At 74.1% G+C, this 25,908-nt stretch carries 21 protein-coding genes; 9 read left to right on the top strand and 12 right to left on the bottom strand.

Translation table 11 applies throughout. The features are described 5' to 3' along the window. Positions 1 to 35: 35 nt before the first annotated feature. The gene (locus tag ACH4TP_RS07995; RefSeq protein ID WP_398436443.1) at positions 36 to 2,987 is read left to right on the top strand and encodes an aminotransferase; all 2,952 of its coding nucleotides are present in this window, start codon (positions 36 to 38) and stop codon (positions 2,985 to 2,987) included. On the opposite strand, the gene ACH4TP_RS07990 is transcribed toward ACH4TP_RS07995, so the two are convergent. Genes ACH4TP_RS07990 through ACH4TP_RS07980 form a run of 3 tightly spaced genes read right to left on the bottom strand, consistent with a single transcriptional unit; the run spans position 2,971 to position 6,049 of the window. Beyond that, the gene (locus ACH4TP_RS07990) at positions 2,971 to 3,840 is read right to left on the bottom strand and encodes a hypothetical protein (RefSeq protein ID WP_398436441.1); all 870 of its coding nucleotides are present in this window, start codon (positions 3,838 to 3,840) and stop codon (positions 2,971 to 2,973) included. The genes ACH4TP_RS07995 and ACH4TP_RS07990 overlap by 17 nt on opposite strands. Further along, positions 3,837 to 5,678, bottom strand: coding sequence for a GMC family oxidoreductase (locus ACH4TP_RS07985; protein ID WP_398436438.1), 1,842 nt, complete (start codon positions 5,676 to 5,678; stop codon positions 3,837 to 3,839). The genes ACH4TP_RS07990 and ACH4TP_RS07985 overlap by 4 nt, the downstream gene beginning before the upstream one ends. After that, positions 5,675 to 6,049 (bottom strand): hypothetical protein, encoded by a 375-nt coding sequence (locus ACH4TP_RS07980; protein WP_398179292.1) that lies wholly within the window; start codon positions 6,047 to 6,049, stop codon positions 5,675 to 5,677. The genes ACH4TP_RS07985 and ACH4TP_RS07980 overlap by 4 nt, the downstream gene beginning before the upstream one ends. Positions 6,050 to 6,363: 314 nt before the next feature. Between ACH4TP_RS07980 and ACH4TP_RS07975 the strand changes: the two genes are divergently transcribed. The 3 genes from ACH4TP_RS07975 (at position 6,364) to ACH4TP_RS07965 (ending at position 9,578) form a co-directional block, all read left to right on the top strand. Next, positions 6,364 to 7,608: an MFS transporter gene (locus ACH4TP_RS07975; protein WP_398436437.1), complete on the top strand. Its 1,245-nt coding sequence runs from the start codon at positions 6,364 to 6,366 to the stop codon at positions 7,606 to 7,608. Between the two features lie 125 nt (positions 7,609 to 7,733). Then, positions 7,734 to 9,143, top strand: a complete 1,410-nt coding sequence (locus ACH4TP_RS07970) for an MFS transporter (protein WP_398436435.1) — start codon at positions 7,734 to 7,736, stop codon at positions 9,141 to 9,143. Positions 9,144 to 9,167: 24 nt separating this feature from the next. Continuing rightward, the gene (locus tag ACH4TP_RS07965; RefSeq protein ID WP_398179301.1) at positions 9,168 to 9,578 is read left to right on the top strand and encodes a PPOX class F420-dependent oxidoreductase; all 411 of its coding nucleotides are present in this window, start codon (positions 9,168 to 9,170) and stop codon (positions 9,576 to 9,578) included. On the opposite strand, the gene ACH4TP_RS07960 is transcribed toward ACH4TP_RS07965, so the two are convergent. The 7 genes from ACH4TP_RS07960 to ACH4TP_RS07930 all read right to left on the bottom strand — a co-directional run bounded on the left by ACH4TP_RS07960 (position 9,550) and on the right by ACH4TP_RS07930 (position 17,987). After that, entirely contained in the window at positions 9,550 to 10,563 is a 1,014-nt protein-coding gene (locus ACH4TP_RS07960; protein WP_398436433.1) for a Gfo/Idh/MocA family protein, read from the bottom strand. The genes ACH4TP_RS07965 and ACH4TP_RS07960 overlap by 29 nt on opposite strands. Next, positions 10,560 to 11,564, bottom strand: a complete 1,005-nt coding sequence (locus tag ACH4TP_RS07955; RefSeq protein ID WP_398436430.1) for a hypothetical protein — start codon at positions 11,562 to 11,564, stop codon at positions 10,560 to 10,562. The genes ACH4TP_RS07960 and ACH4TP_RS07955 overlap by 4 nt, the downstream gene beginning before the upstream one ends. Beyond that, a complete protein-coding gene (locus ACH4TP_RS07950) occupies positions 11,561 to 13,225 on the bottom strand; it encodes a thiamine pyrophosphate-binding protein (protein WP_398436428.1) in 1,665 nt (554 codons plus the stop codon). Before ACH4TP_RS07950 ends, ACH4TP_RS07955 begins: the two co-directional genes overlap by 4 nt. Next, positions 13,225 to 14,103 carry a hypothetical protein gene (locus tag ACH4TP_RS07945; RefSeq protein WP_398436426.1) on the bottom strand — a complete coding sequence of 293 codons (879 nt, stop codon included), beginning with the start codon at positions 14,101 to 14,103 and terminating at the stop codon, positions 13,225 to 13,227. The genes ACH4TP_RS07950 and ACH4TP_RS07945 overlap by 1 nt, the downstream gene beginning before the upstream one ends. Next, positions 14,096 to 15,286 (bottom strand): pyridoxal-phosphate dependent enzyme, encoded by a 1,191-nt coding sequence (locus ACH4TP_RS07940; RefSeq protein WP_398436424.1) that lies wholly within the window; start codon positions 15,284 to 15,286, stop codon positions 14,096 to 14,098. Before ACH4TP_RS07940 ends, ACH4TP_RS07945 begins: the two co-directional genes overlap by 8 nt. Continuing rightward, the gene (locus ACH4TP_RS07935; RefSeq protein ID WP_398436423.1) at positions 15,283 to 16,866 is read right to left on the bottom strand and encodes a DUF6917 domain-containing protein; all 1,584 of its coding nucleotides are present in this window, start codon (positions 16,864 to 16,866) and stop codon (positions 15,283 to 15,285) included. Before ACH4TP_RS07935 ends, ACH4TP_RS07940 begins: the two co-directional genes overlap by 4 nt. 86 nt (positions 16,867 to 16,952) lie before the next feature. After that, positions 16,953 to 17,987 (bottom strand): mandelate racemase/muconate lactonizing enzyme family protein, encoded by a 1,035-nt coding sequence (locus ACH4TP_RS07930; RefSeq protein ID WP_398179322.1) that lies wholly within the window; start codon positions 17,985 to 17,987, stop codon positions 16,953 to 16,955. Between the two features lie 201 nt (positions 17,988 to 18,188). Between ACH4TP_RS07930 and ACH4TP_RS07925 the strand changes: the two genes are divergently transcribed. Further along, on the top strand, positions 18,189 to 19,829 hold the full coding sequence (locus tag ACH4TP_RS07925; RefSeq protein ID WP_398436421.1) for a carbamoyltransferase: 1,641 nt from the start codon (positions 18,189 to 18,191) through the stop codon (positions 19,827 to 19,829). A 2-nt stretch (positions 19,830 to 19,831) separates the two neighbouring features. Further along, positions 19,832 to 20,749, top strand: a complete 918-nt coding sequence (locus ACH4TP_RS07920) for a phosphotransferase enzyme family protein (RefSeq protein ID WP_398436419.1) — start codon at positions 19,832 to 19,834, stop codon at positions 20,747 to 20,749. Positions 20,750 to 20,797: 48 nt separating this feature from the next. Here the strand turns inward: ACH4TP_RS07920 and ACH4TP_RS07915 are convergent, their stop codons facing one another. Together ACH4TP_RS07915 and ACH4TP_RS07910 are read right to left on the bottom strand one after the other, a co-directional pair. Then, positions 20,798 to 22,375 carry a glycerol-3-phosphate dehydrogenase/oxidase gene (locus ACH4TP_RS07915; protein ID WP_398436417.1) on the bottom strand — a complete coding sequence of 526 codons (1,578 nt, stop codon included), beginning with the start codon at positions 22,373 to 22,375 and terminating at the stop codon, positions 20,798 to 20,800. Further along, positions 22,372 to 22,971: a TetR/AcrR family transcriptional regulator gene (locus ACH4TP_RS07910; RefSeq protein WP_389224836.1), complete on the bottom strand. Its 600-nt coding sequence runs from the start codon at positions 22,969 to 22,971 to the stop codon at positions 22,372 to 22,374. The genes ACH4TP_RS07915 and ACH4TP_RS07910 overlap by 4 nt, the downstream gene beginning before the upstream one ends. Before the next feature lie 74 nt (positions 22,972 to 23,045). Between ACH4TP_RS07910 and ACH4TP_RS07905 the strand changes: the two genes are divergently transcribed. The 3 genes from ACH4TP_RS07905 (at position 23,046) to ACH4TP_RS07895 (ending at position 25,886) form a co-directional block, all read left to right on the top strand. After that, complete coding sequence (locus ACH4TP_RS07905; RefSeq protein WP_398179334.1) at positions 23,046 to 24,641, top strand: FAD-binding oxidoreductase; 1,596 nt, start codon at positions 23,046 to 23,048, stop codon at positions 24,639 to 24,641. A 60-nt stretch (positions 24,642 to 24,701) separates the two neighbouring features. Continuing rightward, entirely contained in the window at positions 24,702 to 25,583 is an 882-nt protein-coding gene (locus ACH4TP_RS07900; protein WP_398436415.1) for a diacylglycerol/lipid kinase family protein, read from the top strand. 120 nt (positions 25,584 to 25,703) lie between these two features. After that, positions 25,704 to 25,886 carry a CsbD family protein gene (locus ACH4TP_RS07895; protein ID WP_398436414.1) on the top strand — a complete coding sequence of 61 codons (183 nt, stop codon included), beginning with the start codon at positions 25,704 to 25,706 and terminating at the stop codon, positions 25,884 to 25,886. Positions 25,887 to 25,908 lie beyond the last annotated feature (22 nt).

Raw genomic sequence — 25,908 nt, 5'->3', positions numbered from 1 at the left:
GGCGCCGTACCCCACCGACAAGGACCAGACCAGCCATGCCCTCTCCCCAGTCATCCGGCGTCGACTTCTTCGCCCGCGAGGCACTGCCGGCCCCGCGGGTGACGGAGACCGACGCGCGGCGCATCGCCGCCGAGGTCTTCGGGCTCGCCGCGCACGCCGAATCGCTGGGCAGCCAGCAGGACACCAACTTCCTGCTGCGCGGACCGGACGGGGCGCCCGCCGCCGTACTCAAGATCGCCAACCCGGCGTTCAGCACGACCGAGATCGAGGCCCAGGACGCCGCCGCCGACCTCATCGCCGCCGCCGACCCCGCCCTGCGCGTGGCGACCGTCCTCCGCGACCGCGACGGCGCGCGGCAGGCCGCCACGGTCGACACCGCCGAAGGACCGCTCACCGCGCGCCTGCTGCGCCACCTGCCCGGAGGGGCCCTCTCCGGGCCCCGCCACCTCCCGCCGCGCACGGTGGCGGCGATGGGGGCCGTGGCCGGCCGGGTGAGCACCACGCTCCGCGACTTCCGGCACCCCGGACTCGACCGCGTCCTCCAGTGGGACATGCGGCACGCGGACCGGGTCGTGGACCTGCTGCTCCGCCACGTGCCGGACCCCGCCCACCGCGCCGCCGTCGAGGCCGCCACCGCCGAAGCCTGGGCCCTCGTGCGCGAGGTCGGCGACGGGCTGCCCCGCCAGGCCGTGCACCTGGACCTCACCGACGACAACCTGATCCGCTCGACGGGCAGCCCGCTCCCCGTCCCCGACGGGATCATCGACTTCGGCGACCTGACGCACACCTGGGCCGTCTCCGAGCTCGCGGTGACGCTGTCGTCCGTGCTGCACCACAGCGGCGCCGAACCCCACCACGTGCTCCCCGCCGTCCGGGCCTTCCACGCCGTCCGCCCCCTGTCCGCCGACGAGACCGAGGCGCTCTGGCCGCTCGTCGTGCTGCGCGCCGCCGCCCTCGTCGTCAGCGGCCGCCAGCAGGCCGCCGTCGACGGGGACAACGCCTATGTGAACGCGGCACTGGACCGGGAACGGCGGATCTTCGAGCAGGCCACCGAGGTGCCCACGGCCGTGATGACCGGCCTGATCGCCGACGCGCTCGGATCGCCCCGGCGACCGGCCCCCTCCCTCCCGGCCTTCGGACCGCTCGTGGCGGACCTCGCCGCATCCGGTACGGAGCCGCTCGACCTCTCCGCCGAGTCCGACGCGCTGGACCACGGCGCCTGGCTGGAGCCCGGCACGGAGGACCGGCTGGCGGCCGAGCTGCTCGACCGCGGCGCCGACGCCGTGACCACCGCCTACGCGCAGCCGCGCCTGAGCGCCTCCACCGTGCTGTCGGCCGACTCGCCGGCGACGGTCCCCACCGGCATCGACCTCTGGCTCGGCGCCCCCTCGGAGCTCCGGGCCCCGCACGACGGCGAGATCGTCCACGCGTCACCCGGCCGGGCCACCCTCACCTGCGGCTCCCCGCTCCTCCTCGATCTGGCGTGGAACGACGCCGCCACCTCCTGCCCGCCCGCCGGCACCGCGCTGCGCGCCGGCGACCGGCTGGCCGCCCTGCCCTCCCGCACCCGCCTGCGCCTCACCCTCCGGCACCGGCACGGGCCCGAGGTCCCCGCCCTGGTCAGGCCCGAGTACGCCGCGGGCTGGCTGGCGCTCACCGCCGACCCCGCGCCCCTCGTCGGCGCGCCGACCACCGACGGCCGGTCCCAGGAGGACCTGCTCGCCCGTCGCGACGCCGCGTTCGCCACGGTGCAGGAGCACTACTACGGCAACCCGCCCCGGATCGAACGCGGTTGGCGCCACCACCTGGCCTCCACCGACGGCCGCGCCTACCTCGACATGGTCAACAACGTCACCCCGCTGGGCCACGCCCATCCCCGCGTCGAGCGGGCCGTGGCACGGCAGTTGCGGCGTCTGAACACCAACTCCCGGTTCCACTACGCGGCGGTCGTCGAGTTCTCCGAACGGCTCGCCGCCCTGCTGCCCGCGCCGCTCGACACGGTGTTCCTCGTCAACTCCGGCTCGGAGGCGGTCGATCTGGCCGTCCGGCTGGCCATCGGAGCCACCGGCCGCCACGACGTCGTCGCCCTGCGCGAGGCGTACCACGGCTGGACGTACGCCTCGGACGCCGTGTCCACCTCGATCGCCGACAACCCCAACGCCCTCGCCAGCAGGCCCGACTGGGTCCACACCGTGGACTCGCCCAACCCCTACCGGGGGCGCCACCGCGGCGAGGACGCGAAGGCCTACGCGACCGAAGCCGTCCGGGCCGTCGAGGAGCTCGCGGCGGCGGGCCGGGCGCCGGGCGCGTTCATCAGCGAGTCCTTCTACGGCAACGCCGGCGCCGTCGCGCTGCCCGACCGGTACCTCGCCCAGGTGTACGCGGCGGTGCGGCGCCACGGCGGACTGACCGTCGCGGACGAGATCCAGGTCGGATACGGCCGCCTCGGCTCCTGGTTCTGGGGATTCGAGCAGCAGGGCGTGATCCCCGACATCGTCACCGTCGCCAAGGCGATGGGCAACGGCCACCCGCTCGGCGCGGTGATCACCTCGCGGGCCGTGGCCGAGAGGTACCGCGACCAGGGGTACTTCTTCTCCTCCACCGGTGGCAGCCCCGTCTCCAGCGTCGCCGGCCTCACCGTCCTCGACACCCTCCGGGACGAGGACCTCCAGGGCAACGCGGTCCGCGTCGGCACCCACCTCAAGGCCCGCCTCGAGGAACTCGCGGAACGCCACCCCCTCGTCGGCGCCGTCCACGGAGCCGGCCTCTACCTCGGCGTCGAGCTCGTACGCGACCGCGTCACCCTCGAACCCGCCCCCGAGGAGACCACGGAACTCTGCGACCGCATGCTCGACCTGGGAGTCATCGTCCAGCCGACCGGCGACCACCAGAACGTCCTCAAGATCAAGCCGCCCCTGTGCATCGACCGCGCGGCCGCCGACTTCTTCGCCGACACCCTCGACCGCGCCCTCACCGAACTCCGGTGACCCTCCCCGGGTAGTACGGGCGGTTGTGGGCGGCCACCGGCGCCGACTGGAAGGTCCAGGCGCCGGCGGCCGGGGCGCCGTCCGGCAGGACGGTGCGGAGGTCGCGGCCCAGGTCGCCGTCCGGGGCGTGCACCGCGAGGAGGGTGCGCCCGGAGTGCCCGGGGGCGCTCAGGTCGTACCAGCCGTAGGGCTGGTAGACGTTCATCGGCCCGGCGAGCAGACGGCCCTCGCGGTCGGTTCCGTAGCCGGTGACCGGGGCGGAGTTGGCGGCGACGGCGGTCAGGCCGTCCAGTCGCGCCGTGAGGTCGAGCAGGGGGGCCGTGCCCTTCTCCAGACTCTCGTCCGGGCCGACCCCGGCGGCTTTGCACCGCACGGTCCACGTCCGGCCTTCGGGCCCGTTGAGGGACGGCAGGTCGACCTCGAACCAGCCGGGGTACTTGGGCTCCGCGTAGAGCTCGCGTCCGGCCCTGATCGCGAACGGGTTGTCGCACACGACGTGGAGCCGGGCGATGCCCAGGAGCTTCGTCTGGTCCCAGCCCCGCGCGTACTCGGCGTAGGTCAGCCGCGGCAGGCGGTCCGCCTCGGCCGTCGGGAAGGCGATGACGTTGAACTCGATCTCCTGGGTGACGCCGCCGCCGAACGCGTACTGCGCGAAGTACAACTGGTAGTTGAGGGAGACCAGTGCCCGTCCGTCGTCGAACGTCGCCGCCGTCAGGTCCGGATGGTACTTGGACAGCAGCGCGCGGACCGGGTCCGGATCGACCAGCCAGTCGACACCGACCTGGTGCAGGGCCCCGTAGTGGAAGGGGAGCTGGAAGGGCTCGGGCACGGGAGGCAGCGGAAGCGGGCTCATGCGGGGGCTCCTGGGGCGGTCGGGTCGAGGAGGGTGAGGGGGCGGTCGCGGGCCGTCAGGTCCGCCTCGACGCGCTCGGCGCTGCGCAGCGCCAGCGCGGCCATCGTCAGCGTCGGATTGGACGTGGCCACCGAGGGCATGCTGCCGCAGCCGACCGCGTACAGGCCCGGGTGGTCCCAGCAGCGCTGCCAGGCGTCCACCACCGACGTGGCGGGCGAGTCGCCCATGATGTGGGTGCCGGCGGCATGACCGGCCCCCCGGTAGCCGTACGTGCGGCCACGGTGCTCGAAGCGGCCCGGCCAGGCCGCCGGCGGCGCGTAGTCCGTGTGGTCCTCGGCGCCGAGCAGCTCGAAGACCTGCTCCGAGACGGCCCGGGCGGCGGCCATCCCCTCCTTGACGTGCTCGTCGAGGTCATAGGTGACCAGGGGCCGGGGGAGGCCCAGCGCATCACGCTCGGAGGGGTGGAGCGTGACCCGGTTCGCGGGGTCGGCACCCTGCTCCATCTCGAACTGGAGGGCGAACTGGCGGCGGAGCCTGTCCCCGACCGCCTCCCTCAACTCCGCCCCGAGAAGACCCCGTTCGCCGAGGAAGTGCTCCACGTCCGTCTCGACCGGACCCTTCGCCCAGGTCCAGCCCCACGTCCCGAACTCGACGCGGAACGGCGCCCGCAGCCGACGCTCCGGACCGGCGCGGAAGCCCTCGAAGCCGGAGACGGAGCCGGGACCCCGGTACGACCCGGCATGCTCGCCCCCGGGCAGCAGCCCCCAGGTCAGCAGCACCGGATGGTCCATCAGGTTGCGGCCGAGCTGACCGCTGCCGTCCGCGAGCCCCGACAGGAGCAGCAGCCGGGCGTTCTCCACCGCGTGCGCGGCGAGCACGACGACATCGGCATGCGCCACGGACGCCTCGCCGTCGTACGAACGGTACTCCACGCCCGTGGCGCGCCCCCGCCCGTCGACGAGGACCCGGCTGACCACGGACCGGTCCCGGAGCGTCACCGAAGCGCTCCACCGCCCCTGGGTCTTGAGCGGGGTGTACTTCGCATGCGACGGGCAGTACGGGATGCAGCTCGCGTTGCCCACGCACCGGCTGCCCGGATCCGGCCGCCCGCCCCGCCCGCGCGGAACGTAGCCGCGGCCGCCGTCGTACCGGGGATCGGGGACGCCGTTGCGCGCGTGCGGGGTGCCGACCACCCTCAGCTCGACCTCCCGCAGCGCCACGGGGTCCTTGACGCGCCTGCCGTCGAGACGGGCCGCGAGGAGGCGGTCAAGCCGGGCGGCGGGCAGGGGCCGCATGGGGAAGACGTAGCCCTCGGGGAAGCGCAGACCGAGCCGCGCGCGCTGCTCGTCGGCGTCGGCGGCCACGCCCAGGTGCTCCTCGGCCGCCCGGTAGTGGGGTTCGAGCTCGTCGTACGTGAGCGGCCAGCTCCGCCCGTACCCGAAGGACCCGGTGTCGAAGTCCTCCGGCAGCATGCGGGGCGCGAGACCGGTCCAGACGTTGCCGGTGCCGCCGTTGGCGCGGACGTACCCGCTGGCGTACGGGAGCGGGCCGTCCTGCAGCAGATGACCGGCCGCCCGGAACCCCGAGGGCCCGTCCGTGCCGACGAGGTCCGAGACCTCCGGCGCGGAGGCCTCCGGACGGGGCCGGTACGGCGACCCCGGCAGCCTCCCGGCGGCCGTCAGGTACGCGGTGAGCGGATCGGCGGCCGGTCCGCGGCCGCCGGGGTCCGCCGCGCCCGCCTCCAGGACGAGCACGCGCCGGCCGCGCCGCCCGAGCCGGTGCGCGACGAGCGAGCCGGCGACACCCGCACCCACCACGATCACGTCGTACCGCGTCACCGCGCGCCCCCCTCGGCCCAACTCCCGTACCCTCCGGGAGCGGCGGCGGGGGCCGTCAGACCGGCCGCCTTCCACACCAGGCCCTCGGCGTAGGCGCGCGGGGAGACCAGTCTCGGCGGCGGGCCCGGCCAGCTGCCCGTGTACCAGAGGTACGCGACCGCCCGAGCCCCCGCCGCCGACTCGCCTCCGGGCGGCGGGAGTTCGGTTATCTCCTCCAGCTCCCGCAGCAGCCGCCCGTACCGCTCGGAGCCGAGCTCCTGCTCCGCCACCGCCCGGTAGGCCTCGATGAGTCCGGTGGCCGCCAGGTCCTCCGCGGCGAAGCCCGTCAGCCGCGCCGACAGGGCCGTGAATCGCTGTGTCTCGTCCGTCATGGGCACGCGGGCATCGGTGCCCCGCCGCCCGCCGGGCCATGCCCCGCGCCCCCGGAACGGCTTGATCGTGACGGCGAGCGCTCCCCCGCACGACTGGCGCCTGGCGGCCCTCCGTTCGAAGTTCGACGGGGTGCTCGTTCAGCGGCGGACCGTCCATGCGGGAGCGGCAAGTGGCGACTTCGCGCCATCATGCGCCCGCGCCGCACGAGAGCGTCTCCGACGCCACCGCGTTCACTACTCTCGGCATCCATGAATGCCAGTCCGATCACCGGCGGTAGCCGGTGCGTGGTGCCGAGGGCGAGCCGGCGACTCCGATGAGACGACTCTGGAGGCAGACGCTCTCCTTCCCGCCGACCGTGCGGCTGCTCATGGCGAACCAGTTCGCGATCAACCTCGGCTTCAACATGCTGATGCCGTACCTCGCCTCCCACCTGGCGGGCGATCTCGGCCTCGCCGCCTGGGCCGTGGGCCTCGTCCTCGGCCTGCGCCACTTCTCCCAGCAGGGCATGTACCTCCTCGGCGGCACGATCGCCGACCGGGTGGGGTACAAGGCGCCGATCCTGGCGGGCTGCCTCCTGCGGACCGTGGGCTTCGGGATGCTGGGCTGGGTGGAGAGCCTCCCCGCGCTGATCCTCGCCTCCCTCGCCACCGGCTTCGCCAGCGCCCTGTTCAACCCCGCCGGCCGCGCCTACCTGGCCGCCGAGGCGGGGGAGCGGCGCGTCGACGCCTTCGCCGTCTTCAACGTCTACTACCAGGCCGGGATGCTCCTCGGACCGGTCGTCGGGCTCGGCCTGCTGGCCGTCGACTTCCGTCTGGTGTGCGCCGTCGCGGCCGCGGTGTTCGCCGGCCTCTCGGTGCTCCAGTGGCGGGCCCTGCCCGCCCGGCGCGGCCCGGAGACCGGCACCGCGCCGGGCGGGGTCGCCGCGCAATGGCGGGAGGTGGCCGCCAACCGGCCCTTCGTCCTGTTCGCCGTGGCCATGGCCGGCTCCTCCGTCCTGGCCTTCCAGACCTACATGGCCCTTCCGCTCGTCGCCGCCGAGACGCTCGGCACCGACGGCCCCCTCGTCACCGGCGGACTCTTCGTCGTGTCCTCGGCCGTGGCCGTCGTCGGGCAGCTGCGCCTGACCGCGTGGGTGAAACACCGGTGGAGCGTCCGGCAGGCACTCGTACGGGGCCTCTCGCTCATAGGTCTTGCGTTCGTCCCGCTCGCGCTGTTCCCCCAGGGGACCGTCGCGGCCAGGAGCGGCTGCCTGGGCGTGGCGGCGGTGCTCCTCGCCACGGGATCGGCCGTGGTCTACCCCTTCGAGATGGACATGGTGGTGGCGATGGCCAGGGGCCGCCTCGTCGCCACGCACTACGGGCTCTACAGCACCGTCTCGGGCCTGGGCATCACCGGCGGCAACTTCGCCGTCGGCGCCCTGTGGGACGCCGCGCGCCACGAGGAGTTCCTGGTGTGGGGAATGCTGGCCTCCCTCGGCCTGGCGTCCGCCGCCGCGGTCGCGGCGCTGGCCCGGGTGGGCCATCCGGCCGTACGGCCGCCGGAGACCGCACCGGTCTGATCCCCCTACCGGGCCTGCCGCCCCGCCCGCGAACGGCCTGTTCACGCACGGTGGGCGGGGTGTCGGATCCCCCGGGCCCGGAGATACTGCCGGGAGGATGTCACACCGACGCGGGAGGTCCACCGTTGCGGGAGACGAACGACACGGACGGCGGTCCGGGCGCTTCACGGGGCAGCCGGATCCGGTGGCAGGTCGTGACGCTGCTGTTCGCGGCCGTGGTGATCAACTACATCGACCGGTCGAGCCTGTCCGTGGCCCTTCCGGCCGTCTCGCGCGACCTCGGCCTCGACGACGGCGTGTCGGGTCTGATCCTCGGAGCCTTCTTCTGGACGTACGCCGCCTTCCAGATACCGACCGGGCGCCTGGTCGACCGGCTGGGCGCACGCGCGGTACTGGCCGTCGCCGCGCTGAGCTGGTCCCTGGCCACCGCGCTCACCGGCCTGGCGGCCACCGGCGCCTGGCTGCTCGGGTTCCGGCTGCTCCTCGGCGTCGCGCAGGCGGCCCTCTTCCCCGCGGCGACCAGCTGTGTGGAGCGCTGGTTCCCCCGGGACGAACGGGCGCTGGCGAGCGGGGTCTACGACAGCGGGGCCCGGGTGGGCACCCTGCTCGCCATCCCCGTGTTCTCCGCGCTGATCGCCGGGCTGGGCTGGCGGCTGGCCTTCGCCGTGGTGGGGCTCGCCGGCGTGATCTGGACGGCGGTGTGGTGGCGCTTGTTCCGCGACGAACCGGCCCGCCACCCCGGCGTGTCCGAGGCGGAGCTGCGCCGGATCGACAGACCCGACCCGGCGGGGGACGGCACGGCACGGGACGCGACGGCGAACCCCGGATGGAGCACGCTGTTACGCAGCCGGACGGTCTGGGGCGCGGTCGTCGCCGTCGTCGCCCAGTCGTACGTCATCTACTTCTTCATCACGTGGTTCCCCTCGTACCTCATCGACGCCCGGGGGTTCACCCTGCTCAAGTTCGGCCTCCTCGGGGCGGTTCCCGCGCTGGCGGCCGTCGCGGGGAACTGGCTCGGCGGATGGGTCTCGGACGCCCTGGTGCGCCGCGGCAGGACGGTCACCTTCGCCCGGAAGAGCTGCGGCGCGGGAGGCCTGCTGGTCTCGGCCTCGGTGGGGGCGGCGGCGGTCGTCCCGGGGGCCGGAGCGGCCCTCGCCCTGCTGTCGCTGTCCTTCGCCGGGGTGTCGTTCGCGACGTCCGTCCTGCTGACGATCCCCGCCGACATCTCGCCGCCCGGATCGTCGGTGGCGGGCACGCTCCAGAGCGTCCAGAACACGTTCTCCGGCATCGCCGGCATCACCTCCCCGCTGGTGATCGGCTACCTGAAGGGAGCGACGGGATCGTTCGTCCCGGGACTGCTGTCGGCCGCGTTCGTCGCCGTACTGGGCTGTCTCGCGCTGCTGTTCCTGGTGGACCGCATCGATCAGGACGTCCTGCGCGAGGGCGCGAGGCGTTCTTGCGAGCCGCGCCGGACCCGGCCACGCTGGGTTCCCGGGGCGGAACGACAGAAGCCGGGTGAAGTCCGGCAGCCTTGAGCGAACTGGGACGAAGGAGAGCCTGTGCTGGACGACGCCATTCCCGAGATCGCGCGCACATGGATCGACGACAGGGCCTTCGCGGTCTTCGCGACCCTGAGACCGGAGGGGCAGCCGCACCTCTCGGTGGTGTGGTGCGCGACCGACGGGGACGAGGTCCTCGTCAGCACGCTGCGCGACCGGATCAAGTACCGGCACCTGGCCCGGGACCCCCGGGCCACGCTGCTGGTGTACCCCCGGGACAACCCGAACTCGTACGTGTCGCTGGAAGGCACGGTCGTCCTCCAGGAGGAGGACGCCGCGGAACTCATCCAGAAGTTGTCGATGAGGTACAAGGGCCGCGCCTACCCGGACGACACCGGCGCCGAACGGGTGACGGTGAGGCTGCGGCCCGAGCGCGTCTTCGTCAGGGAGCTTCCGGCGGCAGGCCGGTGACCGGCAGCTGACGGCCCGAGCGGGCGGCCTCGACGGCGAGGGCGGCGACCAGGGCCGCCGCATGCGCCTCGCCGAGGCCGGCCGCGCGGGGCGGCTTGCCGCTCGCGCAGCACTCGGCGAAGTGCTCGTGCAGGCCGACGAATCCGGCGTCGTCGTCGTCGAGGACCTCGACCCGGGTCTCCGGCGCGTCGGCCGCGGCGCTCTCGGTGCGGAAGTACCGCTTGTCGAACCGGCCGCGGTCGAACGCCGCCGAGCCCGCCGTGCCCACGATGTCGAGACTGCCGAACGGGATGTGCGCGTCGCTGATCCAGGAGCCCTCGACGGTTCCCACGGCCCCGCTGGGGAAGCGGAGCAGTACCGTCGCCGCGTCGGCCACCTGGTTGCGGCCCGGATGGGTCATGGCGGTCACGGCACTGGGCCGCTCGTCGAGCATCCACATGATCTGGTCGATGCCGTGCACGAGCGACTCCATGATGATGCCGCCGCTGCGGGAGTCGTCCCACAGCCAGGCGCCCTCCCGGTCCCGCAGGCTGTACATGCGGTGGTAGGCGTGGGCGACGGCGCCGAACTCGCCCGTCCGCACCCGCTCGTGCAGCGTCCGCAACTGGGGGACGAACCGGAAGTGGTAGGGCACCATCACCGTCAGCCCCCGCTCCGCCGCCAGCCGCTCCAGGGCCGGGATGCGCTCCGGGCGCAGCCCCACCGGCTTCTCGATCACGAGGTGCTTGCCCGCGCGCAGCACCGCCTCGGCGATGTCCAGATGGGTGTCCGGAGGCGTGCAGACGATCACCGCGTCGACGTCCGGGTCTGTGAGGGCGTCGTCGAGGCGGTCCGTCACCCGGGGCGAGCCGAAGACGGCGGGCAGGCGGGTGGGCTGCCCGGGTTCGACGACGACACGGACGAGTTCGGACCGGTCGACGCGGCGCAGGACACGGGCGTGCCGCCCGGCGGACCAGCCGCTTCCGACGATCGCGCAGTGGATCATGCCGTTCCTCCTGTGGACGTACCGGGACCGATGACGAGGGCTTGGGCCGCGCGGGCGGCTCGGGCGGCGATGAGCTCGGCGGTCAGTCCCGCGCCGTGCAGGAGTTCGCCGTAGTCGCCGGAGCCGGGGGACGCCGTGAGGTCGCAGCGCAGGAGCCGGGGGAGCGGCGGACCCCCGTGCGCCTCACGGGTGACGAGGGCCTCCGCGAGGGTGGCGGCGAGCGCGCCAGGGCCGGTCTGGTCCTCGCAGGCGAGCACCAGGGAGTACGGCCGGAGCAGCTCGGCGAGCCCGTCGGGCGCCGGGGCGAGCCGGCCGATCTCCAGGGCGGAGGCGGCGATCCCGTACCGCTCGCCCAGCAGCCGCGCGGCCCGCTGCGCCTGTTCGCACAGGGCGCCCTGGGCGCACAGCAGGACGGGGCCGTCCCGCCGGGCGAGCCATCGCGCCGGCGCCCAGGCCTCGGCGGTGCCCGCGGGAGGGTCGAGCGTGACGGGTCGGCGGACGAGGCGGACCCAGCGGGGTCCCGGACGGGCGGCGCAGTACGCGGCCAGGGCGCGCGCCCCCGGCGCGTCGGAGGGGGCGACGACCTCGACGCCCGGCAGGGCGCGGACGAGAGCGGCGTCCTCGGTGGCGTGGTGCTGCACGCCGTCGCGCCCGGCGCTCAGTCCGGTCATGCCCGCGAGGACGGTCACATCGGCCTGGTGCAGGGCGACGAGGGAGCGCAGCGGCTCCAGCGCGCGCAGGGACAGGAACGACGCGAAGCCCGCGACGACCACCCGCAGCCCGGCCCGTGCCAGGCCGAACGCGGCGGCGACGGCGGTGGCCTCGGCGATGCCGGCGTCGACCACGCGCTCCGGGTGGAGCCGGGCGAACTCCCCGAGCCGGAAGGAGAGCGTGGCGTCGCAGGTGACGACGACGAACGGCTCGGGCCGCCGGAGGAGCTCCTCGCACAGGGCGCCCGTGAACGCCTCCAACTGGGTCTCGGCCGAGGCCGGGGCGCTCATCCGCGGCCCGCCTGCCGCTCGGTGTACATCCGGAAGTCGGGCGAGGCGACGTCCGTCGCGAGGGGGACGTGGACGAGCGTCGGACCCTCGGCCGCGAGCGCCACCTTGAGGACGGCCTCGAAGGACACCTCGTCCCGCACCCTGTGGGCCTGCCAGCCGAACCCCCGGGCCACCGCCGTCCAGTCCGTGGGGGCGAAGGACGCCACGAGCCGGGGATCGCCCAGGCTGACCGAGGACACCCGGTTGAGCAGGCCGAAGGCGTTGTCGTCGAGGAGGACGAACACCAGGCGGGCCCCGGTGCGGACGGCGGTCTCCAGCTCCTGGCAGGCCAGCGCGAACCCGCCGTCGCCGCCGATGCCGATGACGGTCCGCTCCGGCCGCGAGAGGGCCGTCGCGATCGCCGCGGGCAGCGCGTAGCCGATGCTTCCGCTGCCGCGCGGCGCGATCACGGACCGCCCGGCCGTACGGCAGCGGAAGTGGGCTCCCGCCCAGCTGCATGCGCGGGACGCGTCGGCGACGACGGCGGTGTCGTCGGGGCACAGCTCGGTCAGGGCGTGGACGAGGGCGCCGGGCGACGGGCTGATGCCGTCCTGCGGAGGGTCGAGCAGGGCGCCCGTCGTGCCCGTCCAAGGGGGCGAGCCCCGCCACCCGGCCGCGTCCAGCGCCTCGCCCAGATCGTCCAGGGCAGCCCCCGCGTCGGCATGCAGGGCGTGTCGGGGGGTGAGGATGCGGCCGAGCTCCTCCTCGTCGACGTCCACCTGGACGCAGACGGCGCCGGGGCCCGGCAGCCGCCCGTACCCTGTGGACTTGTCGCCCGCCTTGCTGCCGATCCACAGCACCACGTCGGCGCGTTCGGCGAGGGCGTTGGCGGCCGCCGACCCCTTCGCGCCGACGACGCCGATGCTGTGGGGGTCGGTCTCGGCCAGAACGCCCTTGCCGTTGAAGGTCGTTCCCACGGGGATGCCGAACCGGTCGGTGAAGTCCGCCAGTTGCCCGTACGCCCCGGAGAGCTGCACGCCGCCGCCCGCGACCAGCAGGGGACGCTCGGCGGTCATGAGCAGGCGCGCCACCTCGGCCAGCTCCCGGCGGTCGGGGCGGATCCGGACGGGGAAGCGTCCGGCCGCGAGGGCTCCGTCGAGGGGGACTTCGAGCGGTCCCCCGTACGGTGCGGCGAGCAGGTCGGACGGTACGTCGAGGTGGACCGGTCCTGGGCGCCCCGAGACCGCGAGGCGGACCGCGCGGGCGGCCAGCTCCGGCAGCCGGGCCGCGTCCGGTACGGCGAGGGTGGCCTTCACCGCCGGCCGGAACATCTCCTGGTGCCGGCACGCCGCCGTGCTCCACCGGCCCTCCTGCGCCGCGGGGACGCCACTGGTGAGCGCGACGAGCGGAACGGAACTGTTGAAGGCCTCGTGCAGGGCGGGCAGGAGCAGCGGGGAGCCGATCCCGCCGGGGGCGTCCACGACGGCGACCCCGCCGGTGAACCTGGCGCAGGCGTCCGCCATGTACCCCGCGGCGGTCTCGCTGCGGGCCATCACGTGCCGCACCCCGGCACGGCGCACGGCGGCGTACCACGGCAGCGTGGACTCGCCGGGCAGGCCGAAGAACATCTCCACTCCCGCGCCGCGCAGGGCGTGGACCAGTACGTCCGATCCGGTGCGCATCACGAACTCCTCCCGGGGACAGCGGGCCCCGTCACGGGGCGGGCAAGACGGTCGAGGGCCCGCCGCAGGGCCTCGGTCAGGTGCTCCTCCGCCGCGGCGAGGACGGCGTCGTCGGGGATCCAGCTCATCGGTACGGGGCGCTCCTCCACGGCCGGGACGCCCCTGCCGCGCTTCGTGGCGGCCCACAGCACGGCCGGACCCGCCGTGGTGTTCAGCAACGTGCCGATCGTGTCGTCGAGTCGTGCAGCGTCGTGCCCGTCCACGGCGGCGAACGCGGGTGCGGCGGCGCTCAGCATCCGCCGGGTGGCGTCGCCCGGGGGGACGGCGCCGCCGGACTGGTAGCCGTTGGCGTCCACGACGAACAGGACGTTGCGCAGACCGGCGCGGACCGCCCACTGGATCCCCTCCAGGGCGATGCCGGACTGGAGTTCGCCGTCGCCCAGGACCACGGCGACGCGCCCCGTGCCGCCGAGCAGCGAAAGGCCGTGGGCGAGCCCCGCCGCCGCGGGCACGGCGAGGCCGAGGGACCCGCTGGTCATGCCCACCGCCGGCAGGAAGGACAGATTGGGGTGCCCCTGGTAGGCGCTGCCCGGAGCGGCGTAACTCCCGTCCCCCCGCCAGCCGGTGACCGCAGCGTACAGGGCCGGGGCCGCGTGCCCCTTGGACAGGACGAGCCGGTCGTGGTCGGGGGTCTCCTCCCCGGGACCGGCGAGCCGAAGCCGCTCGGCGAGGACTGCCAGGACGTCGGCCACCGAGAGGCAGGAGCCGAGGAAGCCCCAGCGGGCGGCCCGCACCGCGCGTACCGAGGCCAGCCGGACGCGCAGCGCCCGGGCCTCGACGCGGAGCAGGTGCCGCGGGTCGTACGACGGCTCAGTCATCGGCGGTCCCGTTCCGCTCGCCGCCGGTCAGATTGACCAGGACCGGTTCCTCGCGCCGGATCTCCCCGCGCGCGGCGAGCTGAGCGGCGCCCGCGAGGGCGGCCGCCGCGGCGAAGCAGACGTCGATGCCCTCGTCCTGCGCCAGCCAGCGGCGCGCGTCGATCATCTCCGCGTCGGACACGGCGGCGAAGGAGCCGCCCGTCCCGGTGGTGATGGCGCGCATGTGCGGATAGGTGTTGGTGGGGTCCCCGCGCAGGATCGCCTTGGCGAGCCCCTGCGGGCGGCGCAGGACGTGGTGCGGCAGGATGCGGTCGCTGCCTTCCCTGGCGGCGTTCCACATGGGGGCGCAGCTGCGCTGCTGCACGCACACGAAGCGGGGCATCCTCCGCAGCCTGCCCATCTCCAGGTACTCGCGGGCGCCCTTGTGCGCGCCGTAGACCCCCATGCCGCTGCTGATGGCCTGCACGACCACCGCCGGCTCCTCGGGCATCTGGTCGTACGCCTCCAGGTAGGCCAGCTTCAGGCCCTCGCGGCGGGCGGAGTTGAAGAATCCGCCCTCGAAGACCAGGCCGTGTTCGTCGGCGTAGGCGCGGCCCGCCTTGGCGGCGCCGACGAAGTCGTCGTCGACGACGTGCAGGGTGACCCCGGGGTGGTCGGTGTACTGGTGCCGGTCGACGAAGTCGCGTCCCGCGAAGAGGTGGGCCCGCAGGCCCCGGGTGAACGGCAGGCCCCAGGCGAAGGAGCTGGAGCTGTTGCCGGTGGAACTGGCCACGAACTCGTCCACCCCCAGCTCCTGGAACACCGCCAGGACGCAGGCGGCCATGCGGTCCTTGGTGGTCCGCGTCGCGTTCCCCGTCTCGTCCTTCAGATAGAGCCGGTCGAGCCCGATGCGCGCGCCGAGGGCGCGGGCGTGGACGCACGGGGTGTTGCCGTCCCCGATGTGCAGGACGGACTCGGGCCGGCGCAGGGGGAGCAGATCGAAGTAGCGGGCGCCGGGGACGGTCTCCTCCTCGTGGACGGTCGCCGCCTTCAGGTCGTAGACCGGGTCGAGGAGTCCGCCGCAGTCGCAGGACGGTTCGGCGGCGGCGTACGGGCGGCTGCGTCCGCAGCGGACGCAGACCGCGTGGACGGTCTTCCCGCTCGCCCCGAAGGGCGCGGGAGACCGCCGGAGCGGGCGGGTCATGAGTTCTCGCCTCCTTCGGGCGGGCGGACGTCGGCTGGTGACACGACGTGGAGTCCGCCGCCGGGGGTCAGCCCGCGCCGGCGCCCGGTGCGCTGGTCCTCGGACAGCAGGACCACGTTCATGTGGTTCGGCAGATGGGTGTCGTCGAATCCCAGGACGTGGCCCAGGAGGGTGCCGTCGGCCTCGCGCACGGCGTCCCCGACGCAGAGCAGCCCCGCGTCGAACGCGGCGAAGCCCAGGTAGGCGACCTCGTCGACCCGGTCGCTGCCGGGCGGTGGCGGGGCCGGGGTGGTCATCAGCTCGTGCACGGCGCCCGCGCACACCGCGCGGGTCTGCCAGCGCTCCAGCCTCATGCCGCGCGCGAGGCGGCGGTGCTCCATGACGGCCACCCAGGTTCCGGTCATCGGGGCGCGCGGCCAGCGCCGGGCGTCGGGCAGATCGGGCACGGCCTCCGTGAGCCGGTGGTGCCGCAGCCCGGCGCCCACCCGCTCGGCGGCCTGACCGTCGTACGCGGGCACGGTCGTCCACGGGAAGGCGGCCACGACGGAGCCGGAGACGCGTTCGCCCGCGGCCGCCGGGGCGGGGCCGATGCCGTGCCACGCCGGATACCGGGCCGCCGCCACCGAGGCGGCCCGGCGCAGCGCCGCCTCACGGGCGGCCCCCGGGACGGTCCCGGGAGAACCCCCGGAGGGGGCGGTCACCAGAGTCAGGGGGGCCTGTCCGGTACGCGCGGCACCCAGGGCGCGGACGAGCTCGTCGGCGGTGAACGCGACGTGTTCGTCCGCGTCTTCTCCACCCGGGCCGGGCCCGGGCAGGGCGAGGGAAGGATGATCGGCCAGACAGGTCCGCCCGTTCAGGGCGGGACTGCGCCGCACCCAGGGGGCGGGCACCTCGCACGGCCCCGGCAGGCCGCGCACCAGGATCCGGTCCGGCTCGCCCTCGACGGCGGTGAGCTGTACGGCCGACCACGCCACCAGCTCCGCGGCGTGCCCGTACAGCAGGGGCAGGACCGCCCCGGCCGTCCCTGACCCGTCGTCGAGCAGCAGCGCCGTCCCCGAGGCGGAGCCCACGGCCGCCGCCGCGAGCACCGGACCGTCCTGCGCGGCCACCGCCGCGAGGAGCGCCTCGGCGAGCCACACCGGTTCGCGCACGGCCCTCGGATCGTCGCGGACTCCGGCGTACAGCACGGTCCGTGCCGCGGCGTCGGTGACGAAGCGGTCCCTACGGCCGGGCAGGCGGACGATGCGGAACCGGCCCGACGCGGTCGGTTCGACGCGGCCGGTACGGCCCCGGTGCAGGGCGATCGGCTCGGAGGGCCGGTCGTCGGGCGCGTCGAGCCGGTCGAGCGCGGGCGGGTCGACGAGCGCCGCCAGACAGACGGCGTCCGGCGGCCGGGCGCCGGGTCCGGGCGGGGCGGCGGGCCCCAGGACCGCGCCGGCGTAGGCGACGACGACGGGATCGTTGCTCAGCAGCCTGACCCGCCGGGCGCCCACGGAGAGGTCGACGGCGTGGTCGGGCGGGGCGCCGAGCGTCGAAGCGAGGAGTTCGAGGGTGTCACTGTCCTGCACAGCGGCGGTCACGCGTCCTCCGTTGAGTCGTTCGATGACGTGGGAGTCGTTCGATGACGTCGTGGGACGGGCACCGGTGACGGCGGTGCCGGCGGGGGTCAGGCGAACCAGTGGTCGGGGACCGTGACGCCGAGGCCGGGCTCGGAGGGCAGGCTCAGGCGTCCGTCGCGGACCTCGAAGCCCCCCTGGGGGCCGTGGTCGGGATCGAGGATGACGAGGGAGAAGTAGTAGTCGCAGCCGTCGGCCAGGCAGGGCAGGGTGAGCATCTGGTGCAGCGCTGCGGTCGTGCCGAGGCGCGACTCCTCGAACGCCCCGGCGTAGCCGTAGACCCCGGACAGGGCCGCCGCGGCGGCGATCCGCCCGGTGGCGCCGTAGCCGCCGAGCTTGCCGATCTTGAGGCTGATGACGTCGTAGCAGCCCTCGGCGAGCAGGCGGCGGGCGTCGGCGGGCGTACGGCAGCCCTCGTCGGCGCACAGGCGGACGCCCGAGGAGTCCCGCAGACGGCGCAGCGGCTGCGACTGCTCGGGCGGGAAGGGTTGTTCCACGAAGTCGATCGGGATGTCCGCCACCGCTTCAAGGAGTCGGGGAAGCGTCAGCGGGTCCGCCGTGCAGTTGAAGTCGAGCCGGAGGGTGATGTCGTCGTGGCGGCCGGCGAGGGACGCGATCCGGGCCGCGTCCGTGCGCCAGTCCCGTACGCCGGTCTTCACCTTGAAGATCCGGTAGCCCTCCTCGTACCGGGCCCGGACCAGGTCCGCCTCCTCGGCCACGTCCTGGGCCGACACGGAGTACGACAGACCGAGATCGGCGCGGCGCGGTCCGCCGAGAAGGGTGTAGACGGGGACGCCGAGGCTGCGTGCGGCCAGGTCGTAGAGCGCCATTTCCACGGCGCTCTTCGCTCCCGGATTTCCGACGATGGCGGCGTCCACGGCGGCCGTGATGCCGTTGAGATCCAGAACGTCCCGGCCGATCAGAATCCGGCCGATGACGTTTTCGGCCACCTGGCAGATTCCCTCCGGTGTTTCCGAGGAGAATTGTGCCCAAGTCGCGGCCTCGCCGTATCCGCAGACCCCCTCGTCGCTCCGGATGCGCAAGAAGGCATTGGTCACCGAATCGATCAGCGAATCGTTCCCCATTTCCTGTTTCTCGCGAGTGGGAAGGACTCGGACCGTGGCCGAAATATGCTCTATTCGCACGTATCGTCCCCTGGTGAGATGGCATGGTATGTGGGGGTTGGTGACCTTACGCTCCACTCCGACTTCCCTTACGGTAGAACGGCCCACGGCTCACTGGAAGGGCGCACCAAAAGAGCGCACGGTAGGCACGAAGGGGAGCACATGAAAATTCTCGGCATCAACGCGATCTTCCATGACCCCGCAGCCGCACTGGTCGTCGACGGTGAAATCGTCACCGCGCAGGAGGAAGAGCGGCTGACGCGGAAAAAGGCTCGAAAGACCCCCGTTCCGTTCAACCGCTGGGAACTTCCGGAGTTTGCCGCGGCGAGCTGTCTGGCCGAATCCGGACTGTCCATGAGGGATCTCGACGCCGTCGTCTACTCCTACGAGCCGTCTCTCGTGCCGGAACCGGACCTCAGTGAACCGAGGGGCTTCTGGGAACAGGTCCACAAGACCTACGCCCAGACGACACCCGAATTCCTGCACAGGATGTTCCCCGACCTCGATCCGGCCAAGGTCACCTTCGTCCCCCACCACTTCGCCCACGCCGCCTCGGCCTACCTGGCGGCCCCGTACGACAGCTGTGCGGTCCTCGTCCTCGACGGCCGCGGCGAACTGGCGACGCACCTCGCCGGCCGCGCCGAGAACGGCGTGCTGACCGTCCTGGCCGGTCAGCAGCTGCCCCACTCGCTGGGCCACCTGTACGAGGACGTCACGGAACACCTCGGCTTCCGCCGGTCCGCCGACGAGTACAAGGTGATGGCCCTGGCCGCCTACGGCCGGCCGGCCTATCTGCGCCGCTTCCGGGAGCGGGTGCGCGCCACACCCGACGGCACCTTCGTCGTCGAACCCCTCGGCCTGGACGAACTGATGCCCCGCCGACTGCGCGGCGAGAAGATGGAGTCCCACCACGCGGACCTCGCCGCCAGCGTCCAGCGACGCCTCGAAGAGGTCCTCCTCGACCTCGCGCGCTGGCTCAAACAGCAGACCGGGGAACGGAACCTGGCCATCGCCGGAGGCGTGGGCTTCAACTGCGTGGCCAACTCCCGCATCGTCCGCGACGGCCCCTTCGAATCCGTCTGGATCCAGCCCGCGGCCGGAGACGCGGGCACCGCGCTCGGCGGCGCCCTGTACGCCGCCCAGGCCGCGGGCGACCCCGTCAAGCACATGACCACCGCGGCCCTGGGGCGCGGCTGGAGCGACGCGGAGACGGAGGCCTGGCTCCAGGCCAACCGGATCTCCTACTCGCGCCCGGCGGACGTGGCCTCGGTGGCGGCCCGCGCGCTCGCCGACAACAAGGTCATCGGCTGGTTCCAGGGCCGCAGCGAGTTCGGTCCCCGCGCCCTGGGTCACCGCAGCATCCTGGCCAACCCCTGCTACCCCGGCAACCTCGAACGCCTCAACGACATCAAGGGCCGCGAACAGTTCCGGCCCGTCGCCCCGATGGTCCTCCTGGAACGCGCCGCGGAGATCTTCGACGGGCCGCTGCCCAGCCCGTACATGCTCTTCACCCACCAGGTCCGGCCCGACTGGGCCGAGCGCATCCCGGCCGCCCTGCACGTGGACGGCAGCGCCCGCATCCAGACCGTCGACGCGGCCGACGAACCCGTCGTCGCCCGCATGCTGAAGGAGTTCGAGCGGGAGACGGGCGTCCCGGTCGTCATCAACACCAGCTTCAACGTGGCCGAGATGCCCATCGCGGACCACCCGCGCGACGCCGTCGCCTGCTTCGCCACCACCCCGATGGACCTCCTCGTCCTCGGGCCGTTCGTGCTCCGCCGACGCGACCTCGCGGCGGACTGACGATGGGCACGGCGCCGTTCGACACCGAGGTGTTCCACCGTGCGCTGGACGGCGCCTGCCGGACCGCGGGCGTGAGCGCGGAGGGAGCCGAACTGCTCCACATCACGGTGAACGCCGTCTTCCGCCTCCGCTCGGCCCCCCTCGTCGTCCGCATCGCGGGCCCCCAACTGGCCACGGAGGACGCCACCCGCATCGTGGACCTGGCGCGGTGGCTGGAGGAGCAGGGCCTGCCCACCGTGCGGCTCGCCGCGCTCCCCGTCGACCAGCCCGTCATCACGGCGAACGGGATGCCCGCCACGTTCTGGCGCTACCTCCCCCAGCGCCCGGGACACGAGCCGACCGCATCCGAACTGGCCGGACCCCTCCGCCGGATCCACGCACTCGACCCGCCCCCCTTCCCCCTGCCCGAGTGGAACCCCCTGCGCGTGGCCCGCGCCCGGCTCCGCCGGGCCCCGGACGACATCCCGCCCGACGACCTCGCCTTCCTCCACGGCCTCGCCGACCGCCTGGCGGACGAACTGCCCCGCCTTCCCCACGCGCTCCCGCGCACGGTCATCCACGGCGACGCCCACATCGGCAACATGCTGCGCGCGCCCGAGGGACACGCCGTCCTGTGCGACCTGGACTTCATGTGCCTCGGACCGCCCGAATGGGACCTGGCCCCCGAACTCATCGGCTGCCTGCGGTACGGACGCCCCTGGGCGGACTACCGACGCCTCGTCGACGCGTACGGCTTCGACCTCCGTGACTGGGACGGCCTGCCCACCCTGATCCGCGTCCACGCGCTCAACGTGCTCACCGTGGTGCTGCCGATGCTGCGCACCCACCCCTCCTTGCGCGCCGAATGGCGCCGGCGCATCGGGGCCCTGCGCGACGGCGTCAGGACGGGACCGTGGGTGTCGTACCGGACCGTCATGTGAACCCGACGGTGCCCCTGCCCGCGTGTCCGGGCAGGGGCACCGTCCCGTTCATCCCACCCGGGCCGTACGGGCGAGGGCGTCCCGGGCCGCTTCCTCGGCGAGGGCGCGGTCCTCCGGGACGAGGCCGATGCGGGTGCGGCGGTCGAGGAGGTCGGAGACGTCGAGGGCGCCTTCGTGGCGGACGGCCCACAGCAGTTCGGCGCGGGTGACGGGGTGGCCGGGGACGACGGGCTCGGCGAGCTCGGGATCCCGGAGACCGAGGGCGTGGACGGCCGGTGCCTCGGTGCCGTAGCGGTGGACGAGGCGGGGCGGGACGTCGAGCCCGGCGAGGGTCCCGGGCCGGGCGGCGCCGACGAGGGGCAGGGACGCGGTGCGGCACGTGCCGGCGGTCAGGCCGCGCGCGGCCACGGCGGCGTCGACGGCGTCCTCGGCCATGCGGCGGTAGGTGGTCAGCTTGCCGCCGACGACGGTGACGATCCCGTCGGGCGAGGTGAGCACGGCGTGCTTGCGGGAGATGTCGGCGGTGCGGCCCTCCGGGTCCCGGGTGTCGAGCAGGGGCCGCAGTCCGGCGAAGGCCCCGACCACGTCGGAGCGCTGGACGGTGACGTCGAGGGCGGAACCGAGGACGTCGAGGAGGAAGCCGATGTCGGTCTCGGGGACCTCCGGCACGTCGGGGACGTCGCCGTCGACGGGCTCGTCGGTGAGGCCCACGTACACGCGCCCGTCGCCCTGGGGCAGGACCAGGACGAAGCGGTTCGTCTCGCCGGGGATCGGGATGTGCAGGCCGGCGGAGAGCCGCCCGAGGGTCTCGGAGCGCAGGACGAGGTGGGTGCCGCGCGAGGGCCTCAGGCGTACGTCCTCGACGAGGCCGCCCGCCCAGACCCCGGTCGCGTTGACGACCGTACGGGCGCGGACGCGCAGCTCCTGGCCGGTGGTCTCGTCGCGCACCAGCGCGCCGTCGCCGTGGAGTTCCAGGGCCCGGGCGCGGGTGAGGACACGGGCGCCGTGGGCGGCGGCGGTGCGGGCGATCGCGGTGACCAGGCGGGTGTCGTCGGAGAGCTTGCCGTCCCAGGAGAGCAGGCCGCCGCGCAGCCCGACCGGGCGCAGGGCCGGGGCGAGGTGGCGGGTCTCGACGGCGGACAGCGTGCGCGGCTGCGGCAGCGTGCGGCGCGAGGTGCGGGCGCCGACGCGCAGCAGGTCGCCCGCGAGGAATCCGGCGCGGGCGAGGGCGGCCTGACCACGGCTGACGAGCGGGGTGAGGGGCAGTACGAAGGGCTGGGCGCGCACCAGGTGGGGGGCGGTGCGCTCCATGAGGATGCCGCGCTCGACGGCGCTCTCGTGGGCGACGTCGAGCTGTCCGGACGCGAGGTAGCGCAGCCCGCCGTGGATCAGTTTCGAGCTCCAGCGGGACGTGCCGAACGCGAGGTCGTGGGCGTCGATCGCGGCGACGCTCAGTCCGCGGGTGGCGGCGTCGAGCGCGGCTCCGGCTCCGGTCGCGCCGAGGCCCACGACCAGGACGTCGACGGCGTCGCCGTCGGCGAGCCGGTCCAGTTCGCGCCGGCGCCGCTCGGCGTTCAGCGAGGATCCGGGCAGGGCGGTGCCGCTCGTGGGGTGCACGGGGTTCATGGCGTGAGGGTCCTCTCGAGGAGGGTGCGCAGCTCGTCCAGGAAGGCGGCTTCGCTCAGTTCGGGATCGGTCTCGTCGGTCATGGTGCGCAGCGAGAGCGTGAAGGACTGGACGACGAGCAGCAGGGACCGGGCCTGCAGGTCGGGCCGGACGCGGCGTACGGAGCCGTCCTCGTGGCCCTCCTCCAGGGCCGTGTGGAGCAGCCCGAGCAGGGCGTCCTGGCTGGCGCCCCGCCGGTCGAGGATGTACGGCAGCAGCAGCTCGGGGTCGACGTCGAGGATCTTGTGGAACAGCGGGTGGGCCCGGAACGCCGCGGCTCCGGCGACGAGCCCCTCGACGATCCGCTCCCGCTGGGGCCGGTCGTCCTCGTCGAGCGGCATGGCGCCGGCGGCGACGGCGATCCACTCACGGGTCATCAGGTCGCCGACGAGGCTGCGCACATCGGGCCAGCGCCGGTACAGCGTCATCCGGGACACGCCGGCCCGCCGGGCGACGTCGGTGAGGGTGGTCCGGCGTACGCCGACGGCCAGCACGCAGTCGCGTGCGGCGTCGAGTACGGGATCCGCGTCCGCATGGTTGTGACGAATGGGCGTCATCTGTCACAGTGTAATGCCAGCGCAGGCCGAGTGGCAGCGTCGTTCGTGAAACAGACCGTGAGGAACCTCTCGAAGTGGACATGTTGTGGAGCGGCTGGGGCGACCCGGCCAAGGCGGCGCCCCTGCCCGAATCGGTCACCGGCCTCCTGCGGGACCTGCTCGGCGTCACCCCTCGCGAGAGCGGCCCGTCCGCCCTCGCCGACATCGACGTGCCCGCCCCGGCACTGACCGACGAGGCGGGCGCCGCCCTGCGCGCCGCCGTCTCCGCGCCGGACGGCGTACGGGACGACGCCGAGAGCCGCATCCGGCACACCCGCGGCAAGTCGACCCCCGACCTCCTGCGCATCCGCGCCGGCGAGGTCGACGACATCCCCGCCGCCGTCGTCCTCCCCGGCAGCCACGACGAGGTCCTCGCCGTCCTCGCGGCCTGCGCCGAACACGGCCTGTCCGCCGTCCCGTTCGGCGGCGGCACCTCCGTCGTCGGCGGCCTCGCGCCCACCACGAAGCGGCCCTTCGTCGCCCTGGACCTCCGCCGCCTCGACCAGCTCCTCGCCGTCGACGAGGTCTCCCGCACCGCGATCCTGCAGCCCGGTCTGCGCGGCCCGCAGGCGGAGGCGCTGCTCAACGCGCGGGGCTGGACGCTCGGCCACTTCCCGCAGTCCTTCGAATGGGCCACCGTCGGCGGCTTCGCCGCGGCCCGCTCCAGCGGCCAGGCCTCGGCCGGCTACGGCCGCTTCGACGAGATGGTCCTCGGCCTGACCGTCGCCACCCCCGAAGGCACCCTGGAGACCGGCCGGGCCCCGCGCTCCGCCGCCGGCCCCGACCTGCGCCAGCTCGTCCTCGGCTCCGAGGGCGCCCTCGGCGTGATCACGGCGGTGACCGTGCGCGTCCGCCCGCTGCCGCAGAAGCGGATCTACGAGGGCTGGCGCTTCGCCTCCTTCGAGGCGGGCACGGCGGCCCTGCGCCGACTCGCCCAGGACGGCCCGCGCCCCACCGTGCTGCGGCTCTCGGACGAGTCCGAGACCTTCATCGGCCTCGCGCAGCCGGACGCCATCGGCAACACCGAACTCCCCGAGAACCCGGGCTGCATGGCCATCGTCGGTTTCGAGGGCACCGAGCAGGAGACGGCCGCCCGGCGCGCCGCCGCCCGTGAGGTCCTCCTCGCCTGCGACGGCGAGTTCATCGGCGAGGAGGCCGGCGACAAGTGGGAGCACGGCCGGTACAACGCCCCCTACCTGCGCGACGCGCTCCTCGACGCCGGCGCGTTCGCCGAGACCCTGGAGACGGCCGCCTTCTGGTCCGCGATCCCCGGCCTGTACACGGCGGTGCGTGAGGCGCTGACCACCACCCTCACCGAGGCCGGCACCCCGCCGCTCGTCATGTGCCACATCTCCCACACGTACGAGAACGGCGCCTCGCTGTACTTCACCGTCGTCTCCGCCCAGGGCGAGGACGCCGTCGCGCACTGGGAGCCGGTGAAGCGGGCCGCGAACGACGCGATCCTGGCGGCGGGCGGCACCATCAGCCACCACCACGGCGTCGGCACCGACCACCGCGACTGGTACGCCCGCGAGATCGGCCCCCTCGGCATCCGCATGCTCCAGGCCGTCAAGGCCGAGGTCGACCCGTCCGGCGTGCTCAGCCCCGGGGTCCTGATCCCCGTCCGCTGAGCACCGCCCCCCGCACCTCTCCTCCCGAACCTCTCCTTCTGCCGCCCGGAGGCCAGATCCATGCGACAGTTCACCGCCGTCGTCAACCCCACCGCAGGGGGTTCCAGCGGCACGGCGGGCCTGCTCCCGCTGGCCCGGCTGCTGCGGGAGGCCGGCGCGCGGCTCGACACCGTCTACAGCCGCAGCCTGGAGCACGCGCGGGAAGTCGCCCGGGAGGCCGGGGCGAAGGGGCACACCGTGCTCGCCGTCGGCGGTGACGGCATGGCCGGCACCGTCGGCGGCGCGCTCAGCGGCACGGACACGGTCTTCGGCCTGGTCCCCGCCGGCCGCGGCAACGACTTCGCGCGTGCCCTGGGGCTCCCCACCGACGCCCCGGGCCTCGCCAAGGTGCTGCTCGACGGCGAACCGCGGGCCGTCGACACCATCGAGGTGGAGTCCGCCCGGCACCAGGGGGTCCACGTCCTCGGCAGCGTGTACGCGGGTGTCGACGCGGTGGCCAACCGCCACGCCAACGACTCCCGCCTGCTGCGCGGCGCGGCCTCCTACTACGCCGGGGGCCTGCGGGCGGTCCTCTCCTGGAAGCCCGCCGCGTACCGCCTCACGATCGACGGGGTCCGGCACGAGCGCACCGGCTACACCGTGGTCGCGGCCAACTCCGGCTTCTACGGGTTCGGCAGGAACATCGCGCCGGGCGCGCGGGTCGACGACGGCCTCCTCGACATCGTGGTCATCAAGGAGGCGCCCAAGCGTCTCTTCTTCGCCATGATGAACGAGCTGAAGACGGGCGTGCACGTGAAGCGTCCCCAGATCGAGATCCTGCGCGGGAAGGAGGTCCGCATCGAGGCCGACCGCCCCCTCCCGTACGGCGCGGACGGCGAGGTCGACGCGACCCTGCCGGTGACCCTCAGGGTGAGGCCGGCGGCCCTCCGCGTACTGGCCTGACCACGGTCCGGGACCGCCCCCGACCGGTGGACACGACCGATGTCGGGCGTCGACGAGCACCCCGGGCCGCGCAAACCTAGCGTGGAGGGTGGGAACCGACGCGACGGAGGGACCACGGGCATGAACACCGGCATGGAGAAGGCCAAGGGCAGGATCAAGGAGATCGCCGGAAAGATCACCGGCCACGAACGCCTGGAGGCCGAGGGCAGGACGGACCAGGTGAAGGCCAGGATCCGACAGACGGTGACGAGCGTGCGTCACAGGGCAGAGGGCATCAGGGACTCGCTCAAGCACGACCGCTGACCGCCACGGACGGACTCACCCC

The organism is Streptomyces sp. NPDC021012 (assembly GCF_044333355.1).
GTDB lineage: Bacteria > Actinomycetota > Actinomycetes > Streptomycetales > Streptomycetaceae > Streptomyces.
Note: the sequence above shows the minus strand (reverse complement) of the source record. Positions and strands in the feature narration are given on the sequence as shown.